Origin of the sequence: Streptomyces sp. 147326 (assembly GCF_045000215.1) — a bacterium.
Taxonomy (GTDB): domain Bacteria; phylum Actinomycetota; class Actinomycetes; order Streptomycetales; family Streptomycetaceae; genus Streptomyces.
The window spans coordinates 74,446-97,339 of record NZ_CP134201.1 but is presented as its reverse complement, the minus strand read 5'-3'; the positions used below and the strand labels follow the sequence as shown (position 1 = coordinate 97,339).

Below are 22,894 nucleotides of genomic sequence, written 5' to 3'. Positions count from 1 at the left end.
TCGAGGGACAATCGGCCCATGACGGACGCAGGGCTGTCGTCGGACGGCGCGGACTTCCCGGGCGAGGGGCGCTACGGCGAGCGGGTCTTCCGGCCCGAGGAAGGCGGCGAGGGTGACCGCATCGACCTCGGAGCCCTCACCTACGACGCGACGACCCTGGCCCGGCTGCGTCTGCTGGGAGCGGGCCCGGGCTGGAACTGCCTCGACGTGGGTGCCGGAACCGGCACCGTGGCGCGCGGCCTGCTGGACGAAGCGGGCGTCGCCGCCGTCCTCGCGGTGGACCGCGACGTACGGTTCCTCGCGGCGCACCCCGTGCCGGGACTGACGGTGCTGCAGGCGGACGTCACCGCCGACGACTTCGCCCCGGGCCTCTTCCACCTGGTCCACGCCCGGTTCGTCCTCATGCACCTGCCGTCCCCGCAGCGCATGGTCGCCAAGCTGAGCGGGCTGCTCGCGCCCGGCGGCGTACTGGTCGTCAGCGACGCGGTCGACCTGACCACCGCCTCGGCTCCCGTCACGCCGTACACCCGCGCCATGCTGGCCATGTGGCAGGGGCTGCGCGACAGCATCGGTACCGACGTGTCACGGGTGCCCGGCCATCCCGAGCTGCTGCGGGAGGCCGGGCTGGAATCCGTGGCGGCCGAGATCCACGTACCACCGCTCCTGCCGGGCAGCGCCATCAGCAGGTTCTGGGCCGAGACCTGGGAGCGGGCACGGGAAGCCATGGTGGGAACCGGCCTCGTCGACGACGGACAGGTCGACGAAGCCGTGCGCTACCTGGATTCCCCGCGGTGCACCGGCCTGTCACCGGGCATGCTCACGGCCTGGGGGTGGAAGGGCGGGGCGCCCACGGGTGCCTGATCCTCGGGCAAGATGTGCAGATGCGGGTGCAGACGACCACGGAGCTGGTACTGAGGGCGGCCGGGCTGGCCGGGCTCGCCGAGCCGGCCGGGCCGACGGGCGAGGCCGGGCCGGCCGCACGCGGCACCCGGCGGATCCTGGGCATCGCCGGGCCACCGGGGGCCGGTAAGTCGACGCTGGCCGCCCGGCTCGCCGAGGCGCTCGGCCCGGAGACGGCCGTGGTCGTCCCGATGGACGGGTTCCACCTCGCCCAGGCGGAGCTGACCCGGGTGGGGCTCGCCGACCGCAAGGGCGCCCCGGACACCTTCGACGTCGCCGGGTACGTCTCCCTGCTGCACCGCCTGCGCGCGTCCGACGGGGCCACGGTGTACGCACCCGCCTTCGACCGCTCCCTGGAGGAGCCGATCGCGGGCAGCATCCGGGTGGCCCCGGCCGTACCGCTGGTGATCACCGAGGGGAACTACCTGCTGCACGACGCGGAGGAGTGGGCGGCGGTACGGCCGCTGCTGGACGAGGCCTGGTACCTCGCCCCGGACGAAGCCCTGCGCGTCCGCCGCCTGGTCGACCGGCACGTACGCCACGGCAAGGAGCCGGCGTACGCGCGCGAGTGGGTGGACCGCTCGGACGAGGCGAACGCCCGCCTCATCGCCCCGGGCCGACACCGCGCCGACCTCGTCCTCGACACCGGCTGACGACGACGAACACGGACACGAGCGCGCACGGCTCGGCTCGGCTCGGCAGGGCGTCCACCGTGCGGGACCATGGTTCCGCACGGTGGACGCCCCGTGCGGGACCATGGTTCCGTGCGCGAAATCGCGATCATCGAGGCACCTTCGGTGCTCGGGCTGCGCCCGTCCGGCGTCCAGCACCTGCCCGCGGCGCTGCTCGACGCCGGTCTGGCGGACCACCCCCGCCTCGTGCACGCCGGCCGGGTCGACCCGCCGGCGTACGACCCCCGGCGCGACCCCGGCACCCAGGTCCTCAACCCCGCGGGCATCGCCCGGTACTCCGTCCGGCTGGCCGACGCGGTCGGAGCCGTCCTCGACGACGACCGCTTCCCCTTCGTCCTCGGCGGCGACTGCACCGTCCTGCTCGGCAACCTCCTCGCCCTGCGCCGCCGGGGCCGCTACGGCCTGTTGTTCCTCGACGGCCACACCGACTTCTACCAGCCCTCGGCGGAGCCGGCCGGCGAGGCGGCCTCGATGGAACTCGCCCTGGCCACGGGCCGCGGCCCCCGGCTGCTCACCGACCTCGAAGGCCGCGGGCCCCTGCTGCGCGACGAGGACGTCGTGGCCTTCGGATTCCGCGACTCCGCGGAGTCCCACGAGGCCGGGATGCAGCCGCTGCCGCCGCAGCTCCGTGCGATCGACCTCGACGGTGTGCGCGCGGCCGGCGCCGCGGTCGCCGTGCGCGGGGCGATCACCCACCTCACGCACGACGACGGCGCCGGCTACTGGGTCCACCTCGACGTCGACGTCCTGGACGACGCGGTCATGCCCGCCGTCGACTACCGCATCCCCGGCGGGCTGACCTGGGCGGAGCTGGAGAGCGTGCTGCGCACCGCACTGGCCGACGAAAGGGCCGTCGGCCTCGACGTCACGATCTTCAACCCAAGCCTCGACCCCGACGGGACCATCGCGGCCCGCCTCACCGCATGCCTGCGCCGAGGACTGTCGGCACGGCCGCCCGGCAGCGACCTGTTGAGAGCGTGAGCCAAGCCGGCATCGACGGGGCGTGCGGCGGCGGCCCTGGCGGAATAGCCGTGCAGGTCCGGGGCGTTGGAGGCGGAGATCGAACCCGTACCCACCCCCGCACCCGGGGGCCGAGAACCGGAGCAGACATGCCGACCGAGACGCCCCGTGCCACCGACCGCTCGTTCCTCTTCGTCCTCGGCAGCTCCCGCGCGGACGGCAACACCGAGATACTCGCGCGGGCAGCCGCCGAACAGCTGCCCGCCGAAGTACCCCGGCGCTGGGTGAACCTGGCCACGCTGCCGCTGCCCGATTTCGAGGACGGCCGGCACGAAAGCGCTTCCCGGACCGTCGACGAGAACGAGGAACTGCTGCGCCTTGCCACCCTGGAGGCCACCGACATCGTCATCGCCTCGCCCCTGTACTGGTACTCGCTCTCCGCGCACACCAAGCGCTACCTCGACTACTGGTCGGGCTGGCTGACGGTGCCCGGCTCGGACTTCAAGCAGCGCATGGCGGGCCGGACCCTGTGGGGGGTCACGGTCATGGCTGATCGCGACGAGGTGGTCGCCGACGGCCTGGTGACCAGCCTCAACAATTCGGCGGCCTACATGCGCATGCGATTCGGCGGGGTGTTGTTCGGCAACGGCTCGCGCCCCGGGCAGGTGAAGAACGACGAACGCGCCATGGTCCGCGCCAAGACGTTCTTCCACGATGAGGCCCCGCTCGCCCGCTTCCCGTTCGAGGAGGAGCCCGCGGGCCAGTAGGACCAGGAGTACGACCACTGCCTGCGGCATCCGCATCCGCATCCGCCCCGTACCGCCCGGACCAGCAGGGTCCGGGCGGCACGCCGCCGCTCCGCGTCCTGGATCCGGAGCCGGCCCACTCGATTTCACCCGGTCGGCGCGGTGATCCGACAGAGACGGCCCGGGCCGGAGGAGTACTTCCGGATGCACCTCCGCGAGGCCTTCGCCAGACTGATCGTGAAGCACGGCACCGTAGGGGCTGCCAGGGCCCGGCCGGGCCCTGAGCGGGGCCAAGACCGCCGACGAGACGATCGCGGGGCTGGAGATGGCGGAACCGACCCGGCCGGCGGGCCGCGATTGGCGCCACGCCCTGCTGCCGCCGGTCGTCGCATGGCTGATCGCGAACCTCATCACCTGGATGGTCGCGAAGGCATCCGTTGCCGGCGATGGATCCGAAGTGGCGTACTGGTCCACCGGCGGTCGCAGCCGCTGGGATTCCGCGCACTACCTGTCCATCGCCAAAACCGGCTACGAGCTGTTCTGGTGCCGGGACCGCTATCCGAACTTCCGCGATGTCATGTGCGGGAACGTTGCCTGGTTTCCCGGGTATCCCATGTCGGTCCGGGCGGTTTCCGCCACCGGGCTTTCCTACGAGTGGTCCGCCGTTGTCGTCACCGAGGTGTCCCTGCTCGGCATGTTCGCGGTGCTGTGGTGGCTGCTCGGCGCCCGGCTCACCTGGGCCACCGGCCTCACCCTCGCCATCGGTACCGTGTTCCCCGGCGGCATCTACCTCCATGCCCTGTTCCCGATCGCCACCGGAACGCTGGCCCTGCTCGTCTCCATCGCCGGAGTGAAGCGCGGCTCCTGGGGGCTCGCGGCCGCCGGCGGATTCGTGGCGGCCTCCTGTTATCCCGTCGGCGCCGTCGCCGTCGGCATGCTGCTCCTGAGTGCGTTCTTCGCGTGGCGAACCGACACGTGGCCGATCCGGTTCGCGAAGGCCGGATTGTCGGCAGCCCTTGCCGGCTGCGGCGTGCTCTGGGCCAAATGGCTGATGTGGCAGGCGACGGGCCACTGGGACGCGTACGAGATCCTTCAGGAGTCCAGCTACCAGCAAGGCGGCCTGCACCAGCCTTTCGACGCGATGGGGCAGGCCTACGATTTTCCGTTCAGGGACTGGTACACGCCCAAGGGGCACCTGCCGTGGCTGGTGGAGCACGGTCTTGACGCGCACAAGACGCAGCTCTGGCTGAACCTCGCCTTCGTTCTGCTCGTACTGGCCACGGCTGCCGCCCTGCTCGTCCGGAACCGTCGGCTCGACGTCGAGGAATGGGCTGCCCTGGTCTTGACGGTGGCGATCTTCCTGGTGCCGTTCTTCGCCGGCGCGGAGATGTCGTGGTACCGCAATCACGCGCAGATGTTCGTCGGGCTCATTCTGGTCAGGCGCATGTCCCGATGGGTTCAGGTGCCGTTGTCGGCCTGCTGTGCGGTCCAGTACGCCCTTCTGGGGGCGATGTTCTTCTCCGGAGTGCTGGTGTGACCGGGCTACCGCTGTTCTTCGTCCGTGTCGCGGGCGACGAAATAGGTGGGCCGGGCCTGGACGGCCGTGTAGATGCGGGCCACGTACTCGCCGAGCATTCCCACGCAGAAGAGCTGGACGGCGCCGAAGAACAGGACTGTGATGATCAGGGAGGTCCAGCCCGGGAGGGTGTTTCCCGTGGCGTAGACGACGAGGGTCCAGGTGAGGAACGCGAGGCAGACGACGAGGCTGAAGGCGCCGAGCGCCGTGGCCAGGCGCAGCGGGACCGCCGAGAAGCTGGTGATGCTGTCCAGTGCCAACAGGATCATCTTGTGCAGGGGATATTTGGTGGTGCCCGCCACCCGCTCGCCGCGCTGGTAGGTGACCTGGCCGCCGGGGAAGCCGAGCCAGGGAATGAGCAGGCGGTAGATCTGCTGCTGCTCGGGCAGGGTCTTCAGGGTCTCCACCACGGGGCGGGACAGCAGGCGGAAGTCGCCCGCCTGAGCGGGTACGTAGGAGCCGGCCAGGCGGCGCATGAGCCAGTAGTAGGCGGCGGCTGTCCGGCGTTTGAAGCCGGTGTCGGTGGAGCGGTCCATGCGGACGCCGTACACGACGTCCAGCCCGTCCGCCCGGGCCAGGGCCAGCATGTCCGGGATGACTTCCGGCGGGTCCTGGAGGTCGGCGTCCATGCTGATCACATAGGCGCCGCGCGCGCGGTGCAGTCCGGCGGTGAGGGCGGCCTGGTGGCCGCTGTTGCGCCGGAGCGTCACGACGCGGAGCTGGGGCCAGGCATGGCGCAGATCCTCCAGCAGGTGGGGCGTCTTGTCGGTCGAGCCGTCATCGACGGTGAGGACCTCGTACGGTTCCTCGCACCCGTCCAGGACGGGCCGGAGCCGCGCCGCCAGAACAGGCAGGGCCTCCTCCTCGTTGAAGACGGGAACCACGATCGACAGACGGACCGAGCCCCTGTGTGGGTCATGCACAGCACTCATGATGCGCGAAGCGCCTCGGCCCGGCATTTTGAGAGACCGGAGCGCTGCCGTGCCGTCCAGTGCCGTCCAGTGCCGTCCCGTGCCGTCGGCGCGGGCTCGGACGAGGCATACCGCGTCCGCTGTTAGGGTGACGTGCGCCCGTCAAGACGGGCCCTTTCGGTCACTGATATTTCAACGGGGTTGAACGTGAAGCTTCGCCATGTCCGCGCGATCGCCGTCTTCGGCATAGCCATCGTCGCACTCACCGGAGCCCGCGGCTCACACGGCGCCAGCTGCGGCGGCAGCAGCCACAGCTCGAGCTCCAGCAGCTCCAGCGGGGGCACCAGCGGCGGTGGCAGCGACAGCAGCAGCACCAGCACCACCTCCGGCGGTACCTCCGTCACCGGCGGTTCCAGCAGCAAGAACAAGGCCGAGCGCGACATCCGGATCGACAGCTGCAAGCTGGACGACTCGGGCAAGAACCTGGTCGCCCGGCTCACCGTCACCAACAGCGGTTCGGTGGACTACACCTACAACATCACCATGCAGTTCACCGGGGACGCCACCTCGACCGCGACCTCCGCCCAGGCCCGCGTGAGCGCACTCACCGTCAAGGCGGGCGCGTCCGCACCGGCCGAGGCCAAGACGCCGTACACCGGCAAGGGCGACGGCAGCGAGTACAAGAAGTGCTCCGTCGACAGCGCGACGAAGAGCGCCCTCTGACGCACCGCCCGGCCCCGTCGGTGTGACACCGGCGGGGCCGGGCCGTTCCCGGGCACCGTGCCGAGTACAACCCCCGGTGCGTTGCGGGACGCCCTCAGGCCTGCGGGGTCAGCTGAGCCGGCCACGGGTTCCCATGGCACGACCGGTCTCGGCGTCGGGCTGGTAGTGGCTGAAATAGCGGAACCGCAGGAGTCTGCCGCGGCTGTTCACACCGGTCTTGTCGAAGACCCTCTTGAGCGATATCCGTCGGCCGGCCGCGCCGCGTACGTGCACGCACGCGTCGCCCGACGTACGGGCCCGGCTGGACAGGTGCAGGACCGGCTGCGGAAGCCGGCCCGCCTGGGCAGGGGCCGCGCCCAGCTGGTCGAGCCACAGGTGACCGGCAGGGGTGACCGAGGCGATCGCGCCGTCGGGCTCGAAGGTCAGCAGGCCCGGAGCGGCGAGGTTCTCCGCGGGCGCGGAGGCACTGGCGACGGCGGCGTCGTGGCGGACGTACGCGCGGCGCAGCCCTTGGGCGATGGCCGACGCGAGCGAGGGCAAGGCCGCGGTCTCGCCGTCGGTGAACGGCGGCCGGTCGGCGCCGCGGTGCAGCACCAGAGCACCCCACACCGTGTGACGGCTGCGCAGGAGCACGCGCATCTCGTCGCCCATTCCGGTCGGGCGGTACACGTCGCGGTATCGGGTGCTGCGGTGCGGGCTGTGGTGCGTGGCCTGCCACAGACCGGCTGCGAGCCGGCCGGACCTGACCAGGTCGGGAAAGTGGTTGACGTCCTCTTCGCCGTACTCGATCTCCAGGAGCCGGGGCAGATGGGTGTGCGGTACGCCCCTCTCGTGGAAGCCGCCGGTGTGCAGGAGCGTGGTCGGATCCAGCGTCAGCCCGCACACCCCGTCGGCTTCCACGACCGCGGGAACGATGTCGTTCAAACGGCTGAACAAGGTCATCGGATCCGGCAGTTACCGGCACAGCTTCTCGATCCGCCTGTGGGCCCGGCGCCACTCGGCGCCGCTGGGTAAGCCTGCGTTCGATCGGGGCACGCGGGTCTGTTACCGCGTTGCGCCGTCCGGCGAAACCCCCACTTCTTGGGATCGAACGTCACCGGACAGCCGGGCAGGCTTCGTTCTGCGCCACACCAGGTGGCGAGGCGGCCGGCGGTGGGGGACGACATGTCTGGAAACCGGCCTGCGCGCAGGAGATCGAGCTTCCTGCCGGCCGCCGCTGTTGCGGCGGCGACAGCGGCGGCCGCCATCGGCGGCCTCGGCTGCACGGCCGCCGGCAGCGCCCCTGTCGGCGAGCCCCCGCGGGAGCCGACCGCCGCGCAGTGGGAAACGCTGGAGCACGCGGAGTCGCTGCTCATCGGTCCGTGCATGAAGGGCAAGGGATTCCGGTACACCGTCGCCCCGCCCGCCGAACAGCCGCCCCGCCAGCCGGACCGTCCGTACGGCATCGACGACACGGAGTTCGCCCGCACGCACGGATTCGGTACGGACCTCGACCGGGAGCTGCTGAGCCGCGCCGAAAAGGACCCGAACCGGGTCTACTTCCAAGGGCTGGACGCGTCACAGAGGGCCGCCTACTCCCTGGCGATGACGGGCACCGAGCGGCAGCGGATCAAGGTGACACTGCCCAGTGGGTTCCGGATCGCCACGAACGACAGCGGGTGCCTGGCCGAAGCGCGCCGAAGGCTGTACGGGGACTACCCGGCCTGGTTCAAATCTGGTGACCACCGCCACACGTGTGGAACAGCGGTACCTCGCGCGGCTCGAGCAGGCGCACGGCGACGAGATCCGCACCCGTGACCGGCTCGCCGCGGCAGCCCCGCCACGCGCCCGGCAGCTGGTGGACGACGCCCGCTGAACCGCCCACCCCAGCTCAGCAACTACGACGGCCCGAGCGCCTCGTGGCCCGGCAACGACCCCAACTGGTCAGACAACTACCTGTCCAACGGGGCGAACATCGACGACGACCAGTCGTGGCGCAACAACGGTACGGTGTGCGCCGGTTGCGACCACGTACGCACCTATGACGGCTACAACTACTCCGGCCAGATCGCCTGCCTGCACTTCGGGGACGAGGGCTGGTACCCGAACGCCAACCCCGCCGACCGGGGTTCGTCCCACCGCTGGGGCGGCGAGTGCTGACGGGCTCTGCCCGAGCGGACCGCTGAACCGAGCGGAAGTACGTGGCTGTGTCCGCCCTTGCGTGTCCGCCGGACGACTCAGACGCGCCACCAGAAGCCGGGCACGGTCGCCATCGCCACCATCAGGAGGGCGCCGGCCCCGGTCATGACGGCCGCGGGTACCGGCCTGCGGCGCGGATCCGCGAAGGCGGCCAGCCACATCAGGGGCACCGAGAGGAAGAAGACGCCCAGCCCGCCCAGGGACCCCACGTACGACCACAGCATGAGTACGAGCCCGCCGATCGCCGAGGTCCGTACGAACGCCGCCCGGCGGTGGCGCAGGAACAGCGGCCACGCCACCAGCGCGGCCGTGACGGCGAAGAGCACGGCGTAGGCGATGCCCTCCATGTAGGTGCCGAACACGAACGCCGGCGGCACGGGGGCGAGCAGGGCACACACGGCGAGCCCGAACTGCCACGGGTGAACCCAGTGGCGAGCCCCGTCACGGGTGTCACGCTCGCGTACGCCGCCCCCTCCGCCGGACGTGGTGCTTCTGCCGCTCGCCGCGATGGCTCTCACAGCGTCCCCCTCATGGCATCCCGCGGGCATCCCTCGCGGCGTCATGGCCGGATCGCTCCGGTTGAACGCGTTCAGGCTACTGGACCGCGAACCCTCCCGGTGCTCTGCTCCGTCTCCGCCGCGGCTCCTGCCTGCGCCAGTTCCACCCCGGTCCGGTACAGCTCGACCAGCAGGGGCCGCAAGGCCGCACCCGCCGCCGTCAGACCGTAGCGCGTGCGTACGGGGAACCCCGCCAGCCGCTCCCGGACGACGAGGCCCCGTCCCTCCAGCGTCCGTAGCCGCTCGGTGAGCACCTTCGGGCTGATGTCGGGCAGCCGTGCCGAAAGCGCCCCGAACGACAGCTGCCCGCCCATCAGTTCCCGCAGCACGAGCGTGGTCCAGCGCCCGGACACCGCCGCGAGCGCCAGCTCCACCGGGCAGTCCGGCTCCGGTCGCCGGGTCCGGCCGCCGGCGTCCGGAACCAGCTCGCTGTCCCATGGGCAGGCGTGGCTTTCCGTTTGGTGACCCATTCCGGCCCCGGCTTGGCTGTGGGCATGAGCTTCGAACGCGATCATGCGCCCACTGTCGTCCTGACCGCCGATCCCCGGCAACATCCGGCCGTCTTCGCCGCCGCCTTCAACACCGGTGACCCGGCGGCAGTGGCCCAGGTCTACGAACCGGACGCCGTCTTCGTCCCCCGGCCCGGAACCCCGCTGACGGGCACCGCGCTCGCCTCGGCCACGGCGGAGTTCCTCGCCCTGGGACTGCCGATCGACGTCAGCACCCGCCACACGTACACCGCGGGTGACCTCGCGCTGCTCGTCGTCGACTGGCACATCGAGGGCACCGGCCCCGACGGCGCGGCCGTCCGGCTGGCGGGAACCGCCACGGACGTCGCCCGGCGCGGCCCGGACGGTCTGTGGCGCTACGTCATCGACAACCCGTTCGGCACCGCGCCCGCCTGACCGGCAAGGGCGCGCACCCGGCCCGCGTACCGGTTCCGCCGTGCGATGGGCAGTCGGCAGTCGGCAGCCGGCAGCGGGCAGGGGCCGTGGCTCAGGCGATCCCCACGGTGTACGCGGCGCGGTAGCCGTCGCCCTCGGGCGAGGCGGCCAGCGTCATGGTGGCGCCGGCCGCCCTGTAGCGGCTGTCCCGCTGGTTGGGGTGCTCCGGTGCTCGGCGGCGGGCGTAGGGCTGGCGCGCGTACACCTTCAGCAGGAGGTCCTCGGGGAAGAAGAACTGCGAGGTCGTCTCGCTCCGGGTGTCGGGGTGCACCTTGAAGTGGATGTGCGGTGCCAGCCCCGCGTACCAGCCGGGCACGATCGTCCGGAACGCGCATCGGCCGGCGTCGTCGGTGACCTGGGTGCCGCGCAGGAAGGTGGCCCTGCCGGTGGAGTAGGCCCCCGAGGCATCGGCATGCCACACGTCCACGGCGGCGGCCGCGAGCGGCCGGCAGCCCTCCGACACCCGGACCACCGTCAGGTCCAGCCGGAACGGCACTCCGCCCAGGCCTTCGGTGATGTCCGACCGCACCCGGTCCAGGTCCACGTAGTACGGGCCCGCGCCCGCCTCGGTGCTGAGCACGCAGGCCGGGGCGGGGGTGCTGATGGCCTTGGCCGGTCGGGGGGCCGAGGCCGAGGGCCGGCTCGCAGCGCCGTGGGTGCCGGCCGGCCCGGAGCAGGCCGCGGCGAGCGCGGCGGCCCCGGCCGTTCCGGCGGCCCGTAGAACAGCACGACGGCTGGTCCGGTTGGTGTCGTTCTCGGCCATGCGTCCACCGTGCCGGACGGCACGGTCGGCGGTCCGTACCGACACCCCAGGGACCTGCCGCTATGTCTCTTCACAAGTTGACGTGACGTCAGGAAATCAGAGCGCTGGGAGGGGATAAAAGGCCGTCATGGGCGATTTGCGGAGGTGTCAAGACAACGTTGCCAGGTCGTTAACAATTCACTTCTTGACGGCAGTAGTGGGGGCAAGTTGACTGCCCCCACCTCGGCCGTACGGACACGGCCCCGTCAGGGAGGTTCACTTCGTGAACGCGAATCTGGGTCGTGCCGCCGTTGGACTGGCTGTTTCGGCGCTCACCGTCACGCTCGCCGCTTGCGGCGGCGCGGACGAGAGCGACAACGGGAGTGATGGTGCGGTCAAGGTCGGCCTCCTGCTCCCCGAGAACGAGACCGCGCGCTACGAGAAGTTCGACAAGCCCCTCATCGAGAAGAAGGTCGCCCTCCTTACCCTCGGCAAGGGGAAAGTGGTCTACGCCAACGCGATGGGTGACGCGGCGAAGCAGAACGCCCAGGTCGACACGATGATCGGAAACAAGGTCGACGTCCTGATCATCGACGCGGTGGACTCCAAGACGATTGCCGCGGCGGTGACGAAGGCCAAGGGCGCGGGCATCGCGGTCGTTGCCTATGACCGCCTGGCGGAAGGCCCGATCGACGCGTACACCTCCTTCGACAACGAAGACGTCGGCCGCGTCCAGGGCAAGGCCCTGCTGGAGGCCCTGGGTGACAAGGCGAAGGGCGGGAAGATCGTCATGATGAACGGCGCGGTCACCGACCCGAACGCCGCACAGTTCAGAACCGGCGCCAGATCCGTCCTCGAGGGCAAGGTCAACGTCGGCAAGGAGTACGACACCGTCGAGTGGAAGCCGGAGAACGCCAACAGCAACATGGCGGCCGCGCTCTCGGCGCTCGGCAAGGACAAGGTCGTCGGTGTCTACTCGGCCAATGACGGCATGGCCGGCGGCATCATCACCGCCCTCAAGGCCGCAGGCGTGAGCCCCCTGCCCCCGGTCACCGGCCAGGACGCGGAACTCGCCGGTGTGCAGCGCATCGTGGCGGGCGAGCAGTACATGACCGTCTACAAGCCGTACGCCCGCGAGGCCGAGGCCGCCGCGGAGCTCGCCGTCAAGCTCGCCCAAGGCGAGAAGGTCGACGGAATCATCAACCAGGTGGTCAGCAGCCCGACCACCAAGCGCGTGCCCTCGGTGCTCATTCCCGGCACCTCCGTGACCAGGGACAACATCAGGAGCACCGTGGTCCTCGACGGTGTCTTCACCGTCGAGGAGATCTGCGTCGACAGGGTCAAGGCCGCGTGCGAGGAGATAGGCCTGAAGTAGCGGACGGCGACCGACTGGCATGGCCGGAAACCGGCATTCAGGGAGACTTGGATGTATATCATCACGCTCCACGAGAAGGCGACGTACTTCTGGAGGCATGATGAGCGAGCGGCCGGTCCTTCTGCCCTACGCCGATCCGGCCTTCGTCGCGGACCCCTTCCCGCTCTACCGGCAACTGCGCGAGGACGGCCCCGTACGCCGGGTCGTCATCGCCGGAGGTCTGGAAGCCTGGCTCGTCACCCGCTACGACGACGGACTCGCGGCCCTCTCCGAGCCCCGCCTCAGCAGCGACGTACGCGACGCCTCGGACACCCGGCTCCTGCAGCAGCTGCCCGAAACGGAGCGCGAGTCGATGCTGAGCAACATGCTCCGCAGCGACCCGCCCGACCACACCCGCCTGCGCCGCCTGGTCTCCAAGGCGTTCACGGCCCGCAGAGTGGCGGGGATGCGGCCCCGGATCCAGTCCATCGCCGACCGGCTGCTGGACGAGGCCGTCCCGTCCGGCCGCGCCGATCTCGTGGCGGACTTCGCGCTGCCGCTCCCCGTCACGGTGATCAGCGAACTGCTCGGCGTGCCGGTGGACGACCGACACGACTTCCAGCGCTGGACCGACCGCATGATCATGCGGGGCGCGGAGCCGCCGGACCCTGCCGTGGTGAACGAGGCGTGGCAGCACATGCGCGCCTACCTGACCGAGCTCATCCGGGCGAAACGGGCAGCCCCGGGCGACGACCTGCTCAGCGGCCTCATCACCGCCCGGGACCAGGAACAGCGGCTGACCGAGGACGAGCTGATCGCCATGGTCTTCCTGCTGCTGGTCGCCGGCTACATCACTACGGTCAACCTGATCGGCGGCGGCATCGCCATGCTGCTCGCCCACCCCGACCAGCTCGACCGGCTGCGCTCCGACCCCGAGCTGCTGCCGGGCGCGATCGAGGAGTTCCTCCGCTACGACGGGCCGGTCAGCCCCGGCATCGCCCGGTTCGCGCGCGAAGACGTCGAGATCGCCGGCGTGACCATCCCGCGGGGCGCGACCGTACTGATCGCCTCGGCCATCGCCGACCGCGACCCGGCACGCTTCGCCGCCCCCGACCACCTGGACATCACCCGGCAGGACAACGCCCACCTCGCCTTCGGTCACGGCATCCACTACTGCCTGGGCGCGCCGCTGGCTCGCCTGGAGGGACAGATCGCCATCGGCACCGCCCTGCGCCGGCTGCCCGGCCTCAAGCTCGCCGTAGCGCCCGACGAGATCCGCTGGCGCCCCGGCGGCCTGCGCGGCCCCCAGACCCTGCCGGTGACCTTCACCCCCGGCGGCTAAAATCTGTCCAAGCCCGACTTCGCGTCACAGGTCGGCGACCAAGACGTACCGCTCATCGTTCACCGGGCCACCCCACAGGTCCCGGTTGCCGCTGAGCGGTTCCACGCGCGCGCGGGCCACAAGCGGGCGTACAGCCGCAGCAAGGGCCTCGGCGCTGAGCCCGCCGTTCCACGGGAGCGATTCGGCGCCGGCCACATACGGGACTTCCGGCTGACCCGACTCACGCCAGCGCCCCTCGACCAGCACCAGCCGGCCTCCCGGCCGCAAGCGTGTCACCCACTCGCGCAGGGCGGCCTCAGGGTCGGGCAGCGTCCACACCAGGTGCCGCGACAGCACGACGTCGAAGCGCTGTTCCCCGGTCGGGGGAGCCATGGCGTCGCCGACCAGGAAACGGCCCGCAAAGCCGGCGCTCTCGAACTTCGTGCGCGCCTGCTCGATCATGCGCGGTGCCAGGTCGACGCCGGTGGGCCGGTGCCCGGCCTCGGCCAGCAGGAGGGACACCGATCCGGTGCCGCACCCGATGTCGAGAGCGTCGACCGGACGATCCGGCATCACCGACCGCAGGAGCCGGGCCCACGCGGCGCGCGTGTCGTCAGCCCTCAGCCCGTGGTCGGGCGCCTCGTCGAAGGTCGCTGCAGCGGCATCCCAGTAGGCGGTAATCAACTCAGTACGGTCAGCCATGGCTACAGGTTCTCAGAGCCCACTGACATCAGTGCCTCGTTGGCCGGTGTCAGAGGCCGAGGGTGATGGCCATGCGGGTCATTTCGGCGGTGCTGTTGATGTTGAGCTTGGCGCGGATGCGGCGGAGGTAGGCGTCGACGGTGTGCTTGGAGAGGCCCATGTGGCGGGCGGTCTGGAGGTAGGTGCGTCCGGCGGCGATGTGGCGGAGGGCTTCCTGTTCGCGGGGGGCGAGGACGGCGGCTTCGGTGGTGGGGGCGGTGAGGGTGAGGCTCATGGGATTTCCTCCGACGTTTCGTCTCGGTCATCTCTGCTCGCGTCCTCGGAAGCAGGGGACTCTTTCCGGAATGTCGGTGTTTGTCCCTGATAAAGAGATTGGCCGCGCGACTTCATGGGGGTGTCCGCCGACTGTCACAGGCGTGTGACAGGGCATCCCGATGCACGCCGGACCGGCGCATACCCGCAGGTAGCGCCGGGTCTCCCGGACGGGGCGGGTCCCGCTCCGCCCCGCCCGGTGCCGTCCGGGCGGGGTTCCCCCTCGGCGGTCCGCCGAGGGGGCTGCTCCGCTACGGCGTCATTTCGTAGGCGCCGGAGAGGGCCTCGACCCGGGCCCAGACGCGTGCCGAGCGTGCCTCGTCGATGACCGGGCGCCGGATGGAGGCGAGCGCCCAGTTCTGCTGCTCCACCGTGGTGGAGTCCTTGCCGTGGAGCTCGATGGCGTGCTGGGAGAAGTCGCGTACGAGGACGGAGAACAGCTCGTCGAGTACGGACTCGTCCAGGTCCGTCAGGCGGGCCTGCTCCAGGATGAGCTGTCCGTGGACGACCAGCGCGAACAGCTGACCCACGGAGAGGAGGAAGTCGAGGTCGCGGCCCTGCTCCTCGTCGGGGGCGATGGTGGCGGCGAACTCGCACAGGGCGTCGGCCTGCTCGCGGAAGCGCGCGACGTTCGGCACGCCGGCGTAGCCGTCGTAGGCGGGGCGCCAGTCGTGGAAGCGTACGGAGCCCAGGCCGCGGGCCGGTCCCTGCCGGAACAGGAAGTCGTCGTCGGCGGCGTCCAGACGGGTCGGCACGGGTGCGTACTCGGCCGGGTCCAGCAGGTGGTTGCGCATGAACTTGAGGATCAGCGCGAGGTTGACGTGGACGGTGCCCTCGAGCTTCGGCAGTCCGCGGATCTCGACGGCCGCCTGGGCGAAGTAGTTGTCCTTCTCGAAGCCCTTGGCGGCGATGACGTCCCACATCAGGTCGATGACCTTCTCGCCCTCCGTGGTGACCTTCATCTTGGTCATCGGGTTGAAGAGCAGGTAGCGGCGGTCGTCGGGTCCGGCGGAGCGGAAGTAGTCGACGGCGCGGTCGCTGAACAGCTTCATCCCGACGAGACGGACGTAGGCGTCGGCCAGCTCGCGGCGCACGTGCGGGAAGGCGGTGACGGGGCGGCCGTAGAGGATCCGGTTGTGCGCGTGCGTCACGGCCTCGTACATCGCGTGCTCGCAGATGCCGATGGAGGCGGTGCAGAGATTGAACTTGCCGACGTTGACGGTGTTCAGGGCCGCGTCGAAGGCGGCGCGGCCGGTGTGCAGCACGTCGGCGGCGGCCACCGGGTAGTCGACGAGGCGGAACTCGCTGACGTACTTCGAGGAGTCGACGACGTTCTTCACGAGCTCGTAGGCCGGGTGGCGGCTGTCGGCGGCGAAGAAGACGTAGCCGTCGGGGCCCTCGACGTCGGTGCGGCGACCGAAGACGGAGACCAGGCCGGCGGCGTTGCCGTTGCCGATGTAGTACTTGGACCCGCTGGCGCGGAAGCCGCCGTCGCCGTCGGGCTCCAGCAGCATGTCGGTGGAGTAGATGTCGGCGCCGTGGGTCTTCTCGGACAGGCCGAAGGCGAACACCTCCCCTTCCGAGAGGAGTTGCGCGGCGCGGTCACGGGCGGCGGCGTTGTCGCTCTGCCAGACCGGGCCGAGGCCGAGGATGGTGACCTGCCACGCGTACCAGTAGTCGAGGCCGTAGAAGCCGAAGATCTCGTTGAGGGCCGCGATCCGTGCGGTGTCCCAGCGCTTGTCCGGCTCGTCCTGGCCGGCGGCGGGGGCCGGGGTCAGGAAGGTCGCGAACAGCCCTTCCTTGGCGGAGAAGGCGAGGAAGTCGGCCAGCCAGGCACGGGAGCGGTAGTCCTCGATGAGCCGGCGCTTGCCGCGGGCCTCGAACCAGTCGACGGTGGCGCGCAGGAGCCTGCGGGTCTCCGGGTCGAAGTGCGCGGGGTCGTAGGTGTGCGGGTGGAACAGCAGGGGGTCGGACATGGCGATTCACCTTCCGAGGAGTGGGAGTCGAAGGTCGCGCGGACGCGCGGAGGGAGGAGCTGGGAGGGGGGAGGAGATGGGGCCGGGTGTGGTTCAGGCGGTCGTGGGCGGCGCGGCGGGCGCGGCATGCCGGATCGGCTCGGTCTGCCCGGTCTGCCCGGTCTGCCCGGTCTGCCCGGTCTGCCCGGTCGGCGCGGGTCGGCCGAGCCGGTGGAGGGTGGCCAGGACGTCGTCGAGCCAGGCGATGGTCATCCGCTCCTGCGCGATTCCGCCGCGCAGAACGACGTGCTGGAGTTCCTGGCCGGCGTCCAGCGGGGTGGGGGCGTCGGGCCCGGTGAAGTCGCGCAGTTCCCCGGCGAGATAGCGCGCGAGCCGGTCCCGGTGCGCCTGCTGGTGCCGCTCGACCTCGCGGATCAGCGAGGCCGGGTCGTCGAAGGCCGCGCCGCGGATCTTCACGGCGAGGTCGTGTCGCAGGCTCTCGGGTTCGATCGGCTCGTGCAGCCACTGGGCGAGGGCGGTGCGGCCGGGGCCGGCGGCGGAGTACTCGTTCTTGTCCGGGCGGCCCTGCTGTGGGACGGTGCGGACGGTGAGCATGCCGTCGCTCTCCATGCGCTTGAGGACGCGGTAGATCTGCTGGTGCGTGGCGGTCCAGAAGTAGCCGATGGACCGGTCGAACCGGCGGGCCAGCTCATAGCCGGAGCCCGGCTTCTCCAGCAGGGAGACGAGGATCGCGTGTTCGAGCGCCATACCGCGATCTTGCTATGCAACTTGTTGCAGAGACAAGCGGCGGCAGCCAGGTGAGACGCGGCTCACCCAACGGCATGCGGTGCGTCGGCGGGACGCGCGAGCACGGTGGTCCCACGTCGTACGAAGCCGCCGGACGACGCCGGGGCGGCCGAGCCGGAGCGGGCCGACGCCCCGGGGGCGAGCGCGTCGGGGCGCCGTGCCGGGGCCGGGTCTGGCTGGCGGGGTGGTGGGGGGCGGGGGAGGCTGGGGCTATGCGAGGGCGTGTGCCGGGCGGCGTGGTGGCTGCGGCGGCTGCCGTCCTCCTGCTCGTGGCGGGCGCGCCGGGGCCGGGCGGCGGGGACACCGAGCAGCGCGTGGACGTCGGCGGCGGGCGGAGCCTGTACCTGCACTGCGCGGGCTCCGGGAGTCCCACCGTGGTGCTGCTGTCCGGGCTGCACGAGGCCTCCGACCCGTGGTCGCTGACCGACACCACCCCGCCCGTGCCGAAGGCCCCGGCGGTGCTGCCGGGCGTGGCCGCGTTCACCCGCGTCTGCACCTACGACCGCCCGGGCACCATTCGCTATACGCAGCCACCGACGCTCACCACCCGCAGCACGCCCGTACAGGGCACCCGGGAACTGCCCGCCATGGTCCAGGACCTGGACCGGGTGCTGACCGCCGGGCACGTGTCGGGCCCGTACCTGCTGGTGGGGCACTCCTTCGGTGGGATGCTCGCCCTGCGGTACGCGCAGGAGCACCCGGAACGGACGCGCGGGCTGGTCCTGGTCGACGCGCTGGGGCCCGGGCTGAAGCCGGCGATGGGGGCGGACTGGGCGGCGTACGTCGAAGCGCTACGGCATCCGGGCACGCCCTTCGACGCAGACCCGGACTTCGAGCAGGTCGACATCGAGGGCGGCGTCACCGCCATCGACCGTGGTGGCCCGCTCCCGCCGGTTCCGGTCGCGGTGCTCAGCAAGACCGAACCCTTCGCCGCGCCGCCCACCATGTCCAAGGACCTGCTGGCGAAGCTGGAGACGGCCTGGCCCGAGGCCCAGCAGGCGCTGGTGGGCCTGCGGCCGCAGACCCCCCACCTGCTGGCCACCGGCAGCGATCACTACGTCCAGCTCCACGACCCCGATCTCACGATCGCGGCGATCCGCCTGGTCGCGGACCGGGCCGCAGTTCGGCCGAGCGCGTTCCCCAGTGCCTCGTTGGCCGGTGTCAGAGGCCGAGGGTGATGGCCATGCGGGTCATTTCGGCGGTGCTGTTGATGTTGAGCTTGGCGCGGATGCGGCGGAGGTAGGCGTCGACGGTGTGCTTGGAGAGGCCCATGTGGCGGGCGGTCTGGAGGTAGGTGCGTCCGGCGGCGATGTGGCGGAGGGCTTCCTGTTCGCGGGGGGCGAGGACGGCGGCTTCGGTGGTGGGGGCGGTGAGGGTGAGGCTCATGGGATTTCCTCCGACGTTTCGTCTCGGTCATCTCTGCTCGCGTCCTCGGAAGCAGGGGACTCTTTCCGGAATGTCGGTGTTTGTCCCTGATAAAGAGATTGGCCGCGCGACTTCATGGGGGTGTCCGCCGACTGTCACAGGCGTGTGACAGGGCAGGTCGGCGCATGCCGGGCCGATATCAGCTGCTTGACGTGCACGCGGCGGCGCGCCAGCCTTGCTCGGAGTTACCGACAGGTAAAGCAGAAGGGGTGGGCATGGACAGGGACGGCGCACGGGGCGGGGAGCAGGGCGGGGCGCAGGGCGGCGAACAGGACCGGGACGATGCGGAGTTGATGTTCCAGTCGGTCGAGCGGCAGGCCGAGCTGGTGCGCACCGGCAAGACCACCTCCCGCGCCCTCGTCGAGGCCGCACTGCGCCGCATCGCCCGGCACGATCCCGCCCTCGGAGCCTTCCGCATCGTCCTCGCCGAGCAGGCCCTCGCCGAGGCCGACGCCCGGGACGCTGAGGGGGCGGACGGACCCCTTCACGGCGTGCCGATCGCGGTCAAGGACGAGCTGGACGTCGCCGGGCAGGTCACCACCTTCGGCGGCGTCGCCAACCACACTCCCGTGGCCGGCGACTCCGAGGCCGTACGCCGCCTGCGCGCCGCCGGAGCCGTCGTGATCGGCAAGACGACGATGCCGGAGTTCGGCCAGTGGCCCTTCACCGAATCCGTGGCCCACGGGCACACCCACAATCCCTGGGACACCTCCCGCACCCCCGGCGGCTCCAGCGGCGGCAGCGCCGCCGCCGTCGCGGCCGGGCTGGTCGGGGCGGCGCTCGGCGGCGACGGCGGCGGCTCCATCCGCATCCCCGCGGCCTGCTGCGGGCTCTTCGGGCTCAAGCCCCAGCGCGGCCGGGTCTCCACCGCCCCGAATCCCCACCTCTGGTACGCCCTCGGCACCGTGGGGCCGCTGACCCGCACCGTGCGCGATTCCGCCCTTCTCTACGACGTCCTCGCCGGCACCACCCCGACCGACCGCTGGGCCGCCCGCCCGGCGACCACCAGCTGGGTCGGGGCCCTGGAGACCCCGCCCGGCCGGCTCCGCATCGGCTACTCGGCCAAGCCCGCAGTGCCCGGCGTGCGCCCGCATCCGGAACACGTCGAGGCCCTTCTGGAGACCGTACGGGCGCTGCGCGAGCTGGGGCACGACGTACGGGAGGTCAACCCCCGCTACCCGGACGCGACGGCCCCGTTCGCCGCGCAGTTCTGCGGCGGAGTACGGGCGGAAGCCGCCGTGGTCGAGCGGCCCGACCTGCTGGAGCGGCGCACCCGCAGCACCCTCGCGCTGGCCCGGATGGTCCCCGAGTCCGCCGTGGAGCGCGGGATCCGGGCGGGGGAGCGGCTGGCCCTACGCGTCGACCGGATGTTCACCACGATGGACCTGCTGCTGACCCCGGTCATCGCCGAGCGCCCGCGCCCGGTGGGCGCACTGGACGGCGCCGGACTGCTGACGGCGCTGGCCCGCTCGCGCCCGATGGTCGCCTACACCGCGCTGTGGAACGTCACCGGGCACCCGGCCGCCTCCGTCCCGGCGGGCCACGGCTCGGACGGCCTGCCGCTCGCCGTGCAACTGGTGGGCCGTCGCGACGACGAGGTGACCGTGCTCAGGGTGGCGGCGCAGCTGGAGACGGCCAGGCCGTGGGGGGAGCGGCGCCCGGAGCTGCCGACTCGGTGACCTCCGGCGCCGTGGCGCGCCTCGCTGGCGGAGCGAGCCGTACTGCTGCCAACCAGGGCGACGACCGGAACGAGGACGAGGGCGGCTCCCAGGAGGAGGGCTCCGTCGAGGGCCAGGACGCTTCCGAGCGGTGCGCGGACCGGCAGAGGCCCACCGTGCCGAGCCCCACGGGCAGCTCCACCCTCGAGCTCGCGGTGTGGCCCTGGCGGCCGACCACGAACGGACCGGGCACACACGAAGGGCGCGGCTCCCGACGGGGCCGCGCCCTTCGGCGCCCGCAGCAGGACCTCAGCCGAGCGGCTGCTCGACCGTGCTGGTGCCGCGACCCTCCTGGGACTCCCACGTCCACGTCTCCTCCAGGCGGAGGCGGCCGTCGGGGAGTTCCGTGACGACCGAGGTGCATTGCCCGGAAGCGGTCGTGCCGTCGAGGCGGAGCTGAACGTAGCGGAAGTCGACGGAGTCTTCCGCCCGGGTGCCGACGAGGTAACCCCTGACCACGTCCCCTCCGCCGTACTCGGCCCAGACCCGGCCGTCCTGCTCGTGGTACTCGAACCGGGTCTGCCGGCCGACCTGGCCGGGTGACTGGTCGGCCACGGGGACGAAGACGAGGCCGTCGAGCGAGCGCGCCACGGTGACTCCTGGAGTAAGGCGGTCCGGGGCCGGCCCCGGCTGAGTGGACTGTCCGGGCCGGCCCGGGAGGCGGTGTGTCGGTTCGACCAGATGGCCCCGGGGTGATCTTGTCCGTCCGTACAGATCACCGCGAGGCATGCCCAACGTACCGTACCGATCCGGGCCGTTGACCGCCCGGGCGCGGCTGCCGGTCGGTTCGGCGCGGCCCGAACGGCTGGGAGAGCAGGGGATTCGACATGTTCGAGGTGGTCTCGTCCGACGGCACGGTGATCGCCTGTGAGCGGTACGGCGACGCGGGCCCGGCGCTCGTCCTCGTCGGCGGCACTTTGATGCCCCGCGCACGGCACGCACCGCTCGCCGCGCTGCTGGCGCGTGACTTCAGTGTCACCAACTACGACCGCCGGGGCCGCGGTGACAGCGGGCGGTGACCACCCCCTCTACGACGTGCAGCGCGAGATCGACGACCTGGACGCGGTGATCGAGCGGGTGGGCGGGCCGGTGCTGCTCTTGGGGATGTCCTCCGGAGCCGTCCTGGCCCTGGAAGCCGTGGCCAGGGGCAGCGCCGTCTCGGCCCTGGCCCTGTACGAGCCGCCGTTCGTCGTCGACGGGACCCGCCCGCCGCTGCCGGCCGACTACGTCGATCGCGTGCAGGCGGCCGTCGTGCGGGGGAACGCGGCCGAGGCCCTCACCTACTTCCTGACCGTCGGCCTGGCCATGCCGGACGAAGCCGTCGCCGGGATGCGGCACACCCCTGTCTGGGCCGCGTGGGAGGCCGCCGCCCCCACCCTGCCCTATGACGGTCAGGTGATGGCCGGCACCATGTCCGGCCGGCCGCTGCCCGCCGACCGGTGGCGGTCCGTGAACGTGCCGGTCCTCGTCGGCTGCGGCAGTGCGGGAGAGACGTACATGGCCAACGGGGCGAAGGAACTCGCCTCACACGGGGACAACTACACCCTCCATGCCCTGCCCGGCCAGAACCACAACGTCGACCCCCGCGCCCTCGCACCGGTGCTGACCGCCTTCTTCACCGGCTCGTAGCGGCCGCAGCCTGCCCCCGGACGCCGGGACGGCGCGTTGCGAGGGGTCAGGCGATGCGATCACGATCGCGGTGCGGGGGGTGTTGACGCCGGCCAGCAGGCCCCACAAAGCGGCCAGACGCCCGCCACCCCCTCGGAGTACTCACGGCATGCCCCGCTCCGGCAGGTCACCACCAGTAGGCGGGGTACCTCGGCGCGTTGCGGCGAACACGGGAAGCGGCGTATCCGGTCAGGACCAGCAGGGCCGCCGAACCGAACAGCAGCGGGACGAACCGGCCGGGGGCGGGCGTCTGGAGCAAGATGATCACGGCGGTGGCCACGGCCGGCGAGTGCGGGGTGCGGGCGGCCATGTTCAGGGCGAGCGTGAGGCCGGCCGCCAGGGCCGCCGCCCAGGCGCTGCTGCCCGCCACCGCGAGAACGGCATAGCCCACGGCGCAGCCGACCAGGTGGCCGATGACCACACCGCGCGGCTGGGCGAGCGGCAGGGCCGGGGCACTGTGGACCAGCGCGGCGCTGGCGGCCAGCGGGGGTATCAGCACCGGTTCGTGGATCATCGCGCCGATCGCGACGAGGCCCAGCAGGACGGCGGTCGCCGCGCAGATGCTGTGCAGCGCCGCCGCCGGGGTCGGCCTGGCCGGGGCCCGCATCGCTCCCTTCGCCCCGGGGAGCAGGGCGGGGGCGGGGGCGGGCGTGGGCTCGGGGCGCAGGGCCGTGTTGGTGCTCATGCAGGGAACGTCCGGGAT

The 22,894-nt window shown here is 71.6% G+C and carries 26 protein-coding genes and 1 pseudogene; 15 read left to right on the top strand and 12 right to left on the bottom strand.

What is annotated here, in order from left to right; genetic code table 11:
* Positions 1 to 18: 18 nt before the first annotated feature.
* From RIU97_RS00520 to RIU97_RS00500, 5 genes are all read left to right on the top strand, one after another.
* Entirely contained in the window at positions 19 to 861 is an 843-nt protein-coding gene (locus RIU97_RS00520; RefSeq protein ID WP_404952724.1) for a class I SAM-dependent methyltransferase, read from the top strand.
* Between the two features lie 20 nt (positions 862 to 881).
* Complete coding sequence (locus RIU97_RS00515; RefSeq protein ID WP_404952723.1) at positions 882 to 1,553, top strand: nucleoside/nucleotide kinase family protein; 672 nt, start codon at positions 882 to 884, stop codon at positions 1,551 to 1,553.
* Between the two features lie 111 nt (positions 1,554 to 1,664).
* The gene (locus RIU97_RS00510) at positions 1,665 to 2,573 is read left to right on the top strand and encodes an arginase family protein (protein WP_404952722.1); all 909 of its coding nucleotides are present in this window, start codon (positions 1,665 to 1,667) and stop codon (positions 2,571 to 2,573) included.
* A gap of 128 nt (positions 2,574 to 2,701) precedes the next feature.
* Entirely contained in the window at positions 2,702 to 3,319 is a 618-nt protein-coding gene (locus RIU97_RS00505) for a flavodoxin family protein (RefSeq protein ID WP_404952721.1), read from the top strand.
* 304 nt (positions 3,320 to 3,623) lie between these two features.
* Entirely contained in the window at positions 3,624 to 4,835 is a 1,212-nt protein-coding gene (locus tag RIU97_RS00500) for a hypothetical protein (protein WP_404952720.1), read from the top strand.
* A 5-nt stretch (positions 4,836 to 4,840) separates the two neighbouring features.
* On the opposite strand, the gene RIU97_RS00495 is transcribed toward RIU97_RS00500, so the two are convergent.
* Positions 4,841 to 5,806, bottom strand: coding sequence for a glycosyltransferase family 2 protein (locus tag RIU97_RS00495; RefSeq protein ID WP_404952719.1), 966 nt, complete (start codon positions 5,804 to 5,806; stop codon positions 4,841 to 4,843).
* A 186-nt stretch (positions 5,807 to 5,992) separates the two neighbouring features.
* Between RIU97_RS00495 and RIU97_RS00490 the strand changes: the two genes are divergently transcribed.
* Positions 5,993 to 6,508 (top strand): hypothetical protein, encoded by a 516-nt coding sequence (locus tag RIU97_RS00490; protein WP_404952718.1) that lies wholly within the window; start codon positions 5,993 to 5,995, stop codon positions 6,506 to 6,508.
* A gap of 108 nt (positions 6,509 to 6,616) precedes the next feature.
* Here the strand turns inward: RIU97_RS00490 and RIU97_RS00485 are convergent, their stop codons facing one another.
* Positions 6,617 to 7,432 (bottom strand): GAF domain-containing protein, encoded by an 816-nt coding sequence (locus RIU97_RS00485; RefSeq protein ID WP_404952717.1) that lies wholly within the window; start codon positions 7,430 to 7,432, stop codon positions 6,617 to 6,619.
* 240 nt (positions 7,433 to 7,672) lie between these two features.
* On the opposite strand from RIU97_RS00485, the gene RIU97_RS00480 reads away from it, so the two are divergent.
* Both RIU97_RS00480 and RIU97_RS00475 read left to right on the top strand, forming a co-directional pair.
* The gene (locus RIU97_RS00480) at positions 7,673 to 8,305 is read left to right on the top strand and encodes a hypothetical protein (protein WP_404952716.1); all 633 of its coding nucleotides are present in this window, start codon (positions 7,673 to 7,675) and stop codon (positions 8,303 to 8,305) included.
* 192 nt (positions 8,306 to 8,497) lie between these two features.
* Complete coding sequence (locus RIU97_RS00475; RefSeq protein WP_404952715.1) at positions 8,498 to 8,647, top strand: hypothetical protein; 150 nt, start codon at positions 8,498 to 8,500, stop codon at positions 8,645 to 8,647.
* Between the two features lie 77 nt (positions 8,648 to 8,724).
* Here RIU97_RS00475 and RIU97_RS00470 read toward each other — a convergent pair whose 3' ends face one another.
* Positions 8,725 to 9,204: a hypothetical protein gene (locus RIU97_RS00470; protein ID WP_404952714.1), complete on the bottom strand. Its 480-nt coding sequence runs from the start codon at positions 9,202 to 9,204 to the stop codon at positions 8,725 to 8,727.
* Between the two features lie 71 nt (positions 9,205 to 9,275).
* Complete coding sequence (locus tag RIU97_RS00465) at positions 9,276 to 9,713, bottom strand: winged helix-turn-helix transcriptional regulator (RefSeq protein ID WP_404952713.1); 438 nt, start codon at positions 9,711 to 9,713, stop codon at positions 9,276 to 9,278.
* A gap of 24 nt (positions 9,714 to 9,737) precedes the next feature.
* Between RIU97_RS00465 and RIU97_RS00460 the strand changes: the two genes are divergently transcribed.
* Positions 9,738 to 10,148 (top strand): YybH family protein, encoded by a 411-nt coding sequence (locus RIU97_RS00460; protein WP_404952712.1) that lies wholly within the window; start codon positions 9,738 to 9,740, stop codon positions 10,146 to 10,148.
* A 91-nt stretch (positions 10,149 to 10,239) separates the two neighbouring features.
* On the opposite strand, the gene RIU97_RS00455 is transcribed toward RIU97_RS00460, so the two are convergent.
* The gene (locus tag RIU97_RS00455) at positions 10,240 to 10,950 is read right to left on the bottom strand and encodes an intradiol ring-cleavage dioxygenase (protein WP_404952711.1); all 711 of its coding nucleotides are present in this window, start codon (positions 10,948 to 10,950) and stop codon (positions 10,240 to 10,242) included.
* 262 nt (positions 10,951 to 11,212) lie between these two features.
* Here RIU97_RS00455 and RIU97_RS00450 point away from each other — a divergent pair, with 262 nt between their 5' ends.
* Positions 11,213 to 12,304: a sugar ABC transporter substrate-binding protein gene (locus RIU97_RS00450; RefSeq protein ID WP_404952710.1), complete on the top strand. Its 1,092-nt coding sequence runs from the start codon at positions 11,213 to 11,215 to the stop codon at positions 12,302 to 12,304.
* Positions 12,305 to 12,404: 100 nt separating this feature from the next.
* Positions 12,405 to 13,625 (top strand): cytochrome P450, encoded by a 1,221-nt coding sequence (locus RIU97_RS00445; RefSeq protein ID WP_404952709.1) that lies wholly within the window; start codon positions 12,405 to 12,407, stop codon positions 13,623 to 13,625.
* A 24-nt stretch (positions 13,626 to 13,649) separates the two neighbouring features.
* Here RIU97_RS00445 and RIU97_RS00440 read toward each other — a convergent pair whose 3' ends face one another.
* From RIU97_RS00440 to RIU97_RS00425, 4 genes and pseudogenes are all read right to left on the bottom strand, one after another.
* Positions 13,650 to 14,306 carry a class I SAM-dependent methyltransferase gene (locus tag RIU97_RS00440; protein WP_404952708.1) on the bottom strand — a complete coding sequence of 219 codons (657 nt, stop codon included), beginning with the start codon at positions 14,304 to 14,306 and terminating at the stop codon, positions 13,650 to 13,652.
* A gap of 49 nt (positions 14,307 to 14,355) precedes the next feature.
* Complete coding sequence (locus tag RIU97_RS00435) at positions 14,356 to 14,580, bottom strand: response regulator transcription factor (protein ID WP_404952705.1); 225 nt, start codon at positions 14,578 to 14,580, stop codon at positions 14,356 to 14,358.
* A gap of 289 nt (positions 14,581 to 14,869) precedes the next feature.
* The gene (locus RIU97_RS00430) at positions 14,870 to 16,594 is read right to left on the bottom strand and encodes an acyl-CoA dehydrogenase family protein (RefSeq protein WP_404952707.1); all 1,725 of its coding nucleotides are present in this window, start codon (positions 16,592 to 16,594) and stop codon (positions 14,870 to 14,872) included.
* A gap of 189 nt (positions 16,595 to 16,783) precedes the next feature.
* Positions 16,784 to 17,341, bottom strand: a pseudogene (locus RIU97_RS00425) (PadR family transcriptional regulator); the annotation flags it as partial.
* A gap of 251 nt (positions 17,342 to 17,592) precedes the next feature.
* Between RIU97_RS00425 and RIU97_RS00420 the strand changes: the two are divergent.
* Complete coding sequence (locus RIU97_RS00420; protein WP_404952706.1) at positions 17,593 to 18,558, top strand: alpha/beta fold hydrolase; 966 nt, start codon at positions 17,593 to 17,595, stop codon at positions 18,556 to 18,558.
* Here RIU97_RS00420 and RIU97_RS00415 read toward each other — a convergent pair.
* Positions 18,542 to 18,766 (bottom strand): response regulator transcription factor, encoded by a 225-nt coding sequence (locus RIU97_RS00415; protein WP_404952705.1) that lies wholly within the window; start codon positions 18,764 to 18,766, stop codon positions 18,542 to 18,544. The two genes, RIU97_RS00420 and RIU97_RS00415, sit on opposite strands and share 17 nt — an antisense overlap.
* 254 nt (positions 18,767 to 19,020) lie before the next feature.
* On the opposite strand from RIU97_RS00415, the gene RIU97_RS00410 reads away from it, so the two are divergent.
* Complete coding sequence (locus RIU97_RS00410; protein ID WP_404952704.1) at positions 19,021 to 20,484, top strand: amidase; 1,464 nt, start codon at positions 19,021 to 19,023, stop codon at positions 20,482 to 20,484.
* 288 nt (positions 20,485 to 20,772) lie between these two features.
* Here RIU97_RS00410 and RIU97_RS00405 read toward each other — a convergent pair whose 3' ends face one another.
* Positions 20,773 to 21,114 carry a hypothetical protein gene (locus tag RIU97_RS00405; protein ID WP_404952703.1) on the bottom strand — a complete coding sequence of 114 codons (342 nt, stop codon included), beginning with the start codon at positions 21,112 to 21,114 and terminating at the stop codon, positions 20,773 to 20,775.
* A gap of 236 nt (positions 21,115 to 21,350) precedes the next feature.
* On the opposite strand from RIU97_RS00405, the gene RIU97_RS00400 reads away from it, so the two are divergent.
* Complete coding sequence (locus RIU97_RS00400) at positions 21,351 to 21,542, top strand: alpha/beta fold hydrolase (RefSeq protein WP_404952702.1); 192 nt, start codon at positions 21,351 to 21,353, stop codon at positions 21,540 to 21,542.
* Complete coding sequence (locus tag RIU97_RS00395) at positions 21,487 to 22,152, top strand: alpha/beta fold hydrolase (RefSeq protein WP_404952701.1); 666 nt, start codon at positions 21,487 to 21,489, stop codon at positions 22,150 to 22,152. Before RIU97_RS00400 ends, RIU97_RS00395 begins: the two co-directional genes overlap by 56 nt.
* A gap of 166 nt (positions 22,153 to 22,318) precedes the next feature.
* Here the strand turns inward: RIU97_RS00395 and RIU97_RS00390 are convergent, their stop codons facing one another.
* Positions 22,319 to 22,876, bottom strand: coding sequence for an HPP family protein (locus tag RIU97_RS00390; RefSeq protein ID WP_404952700.1), 558 nt, complete (start codon positions 22,874 to 22,876; stop codon positions 22,319 to 22,321).
* Positions 22,877 to 22,894: the final 18 nt, after the last annotated feature.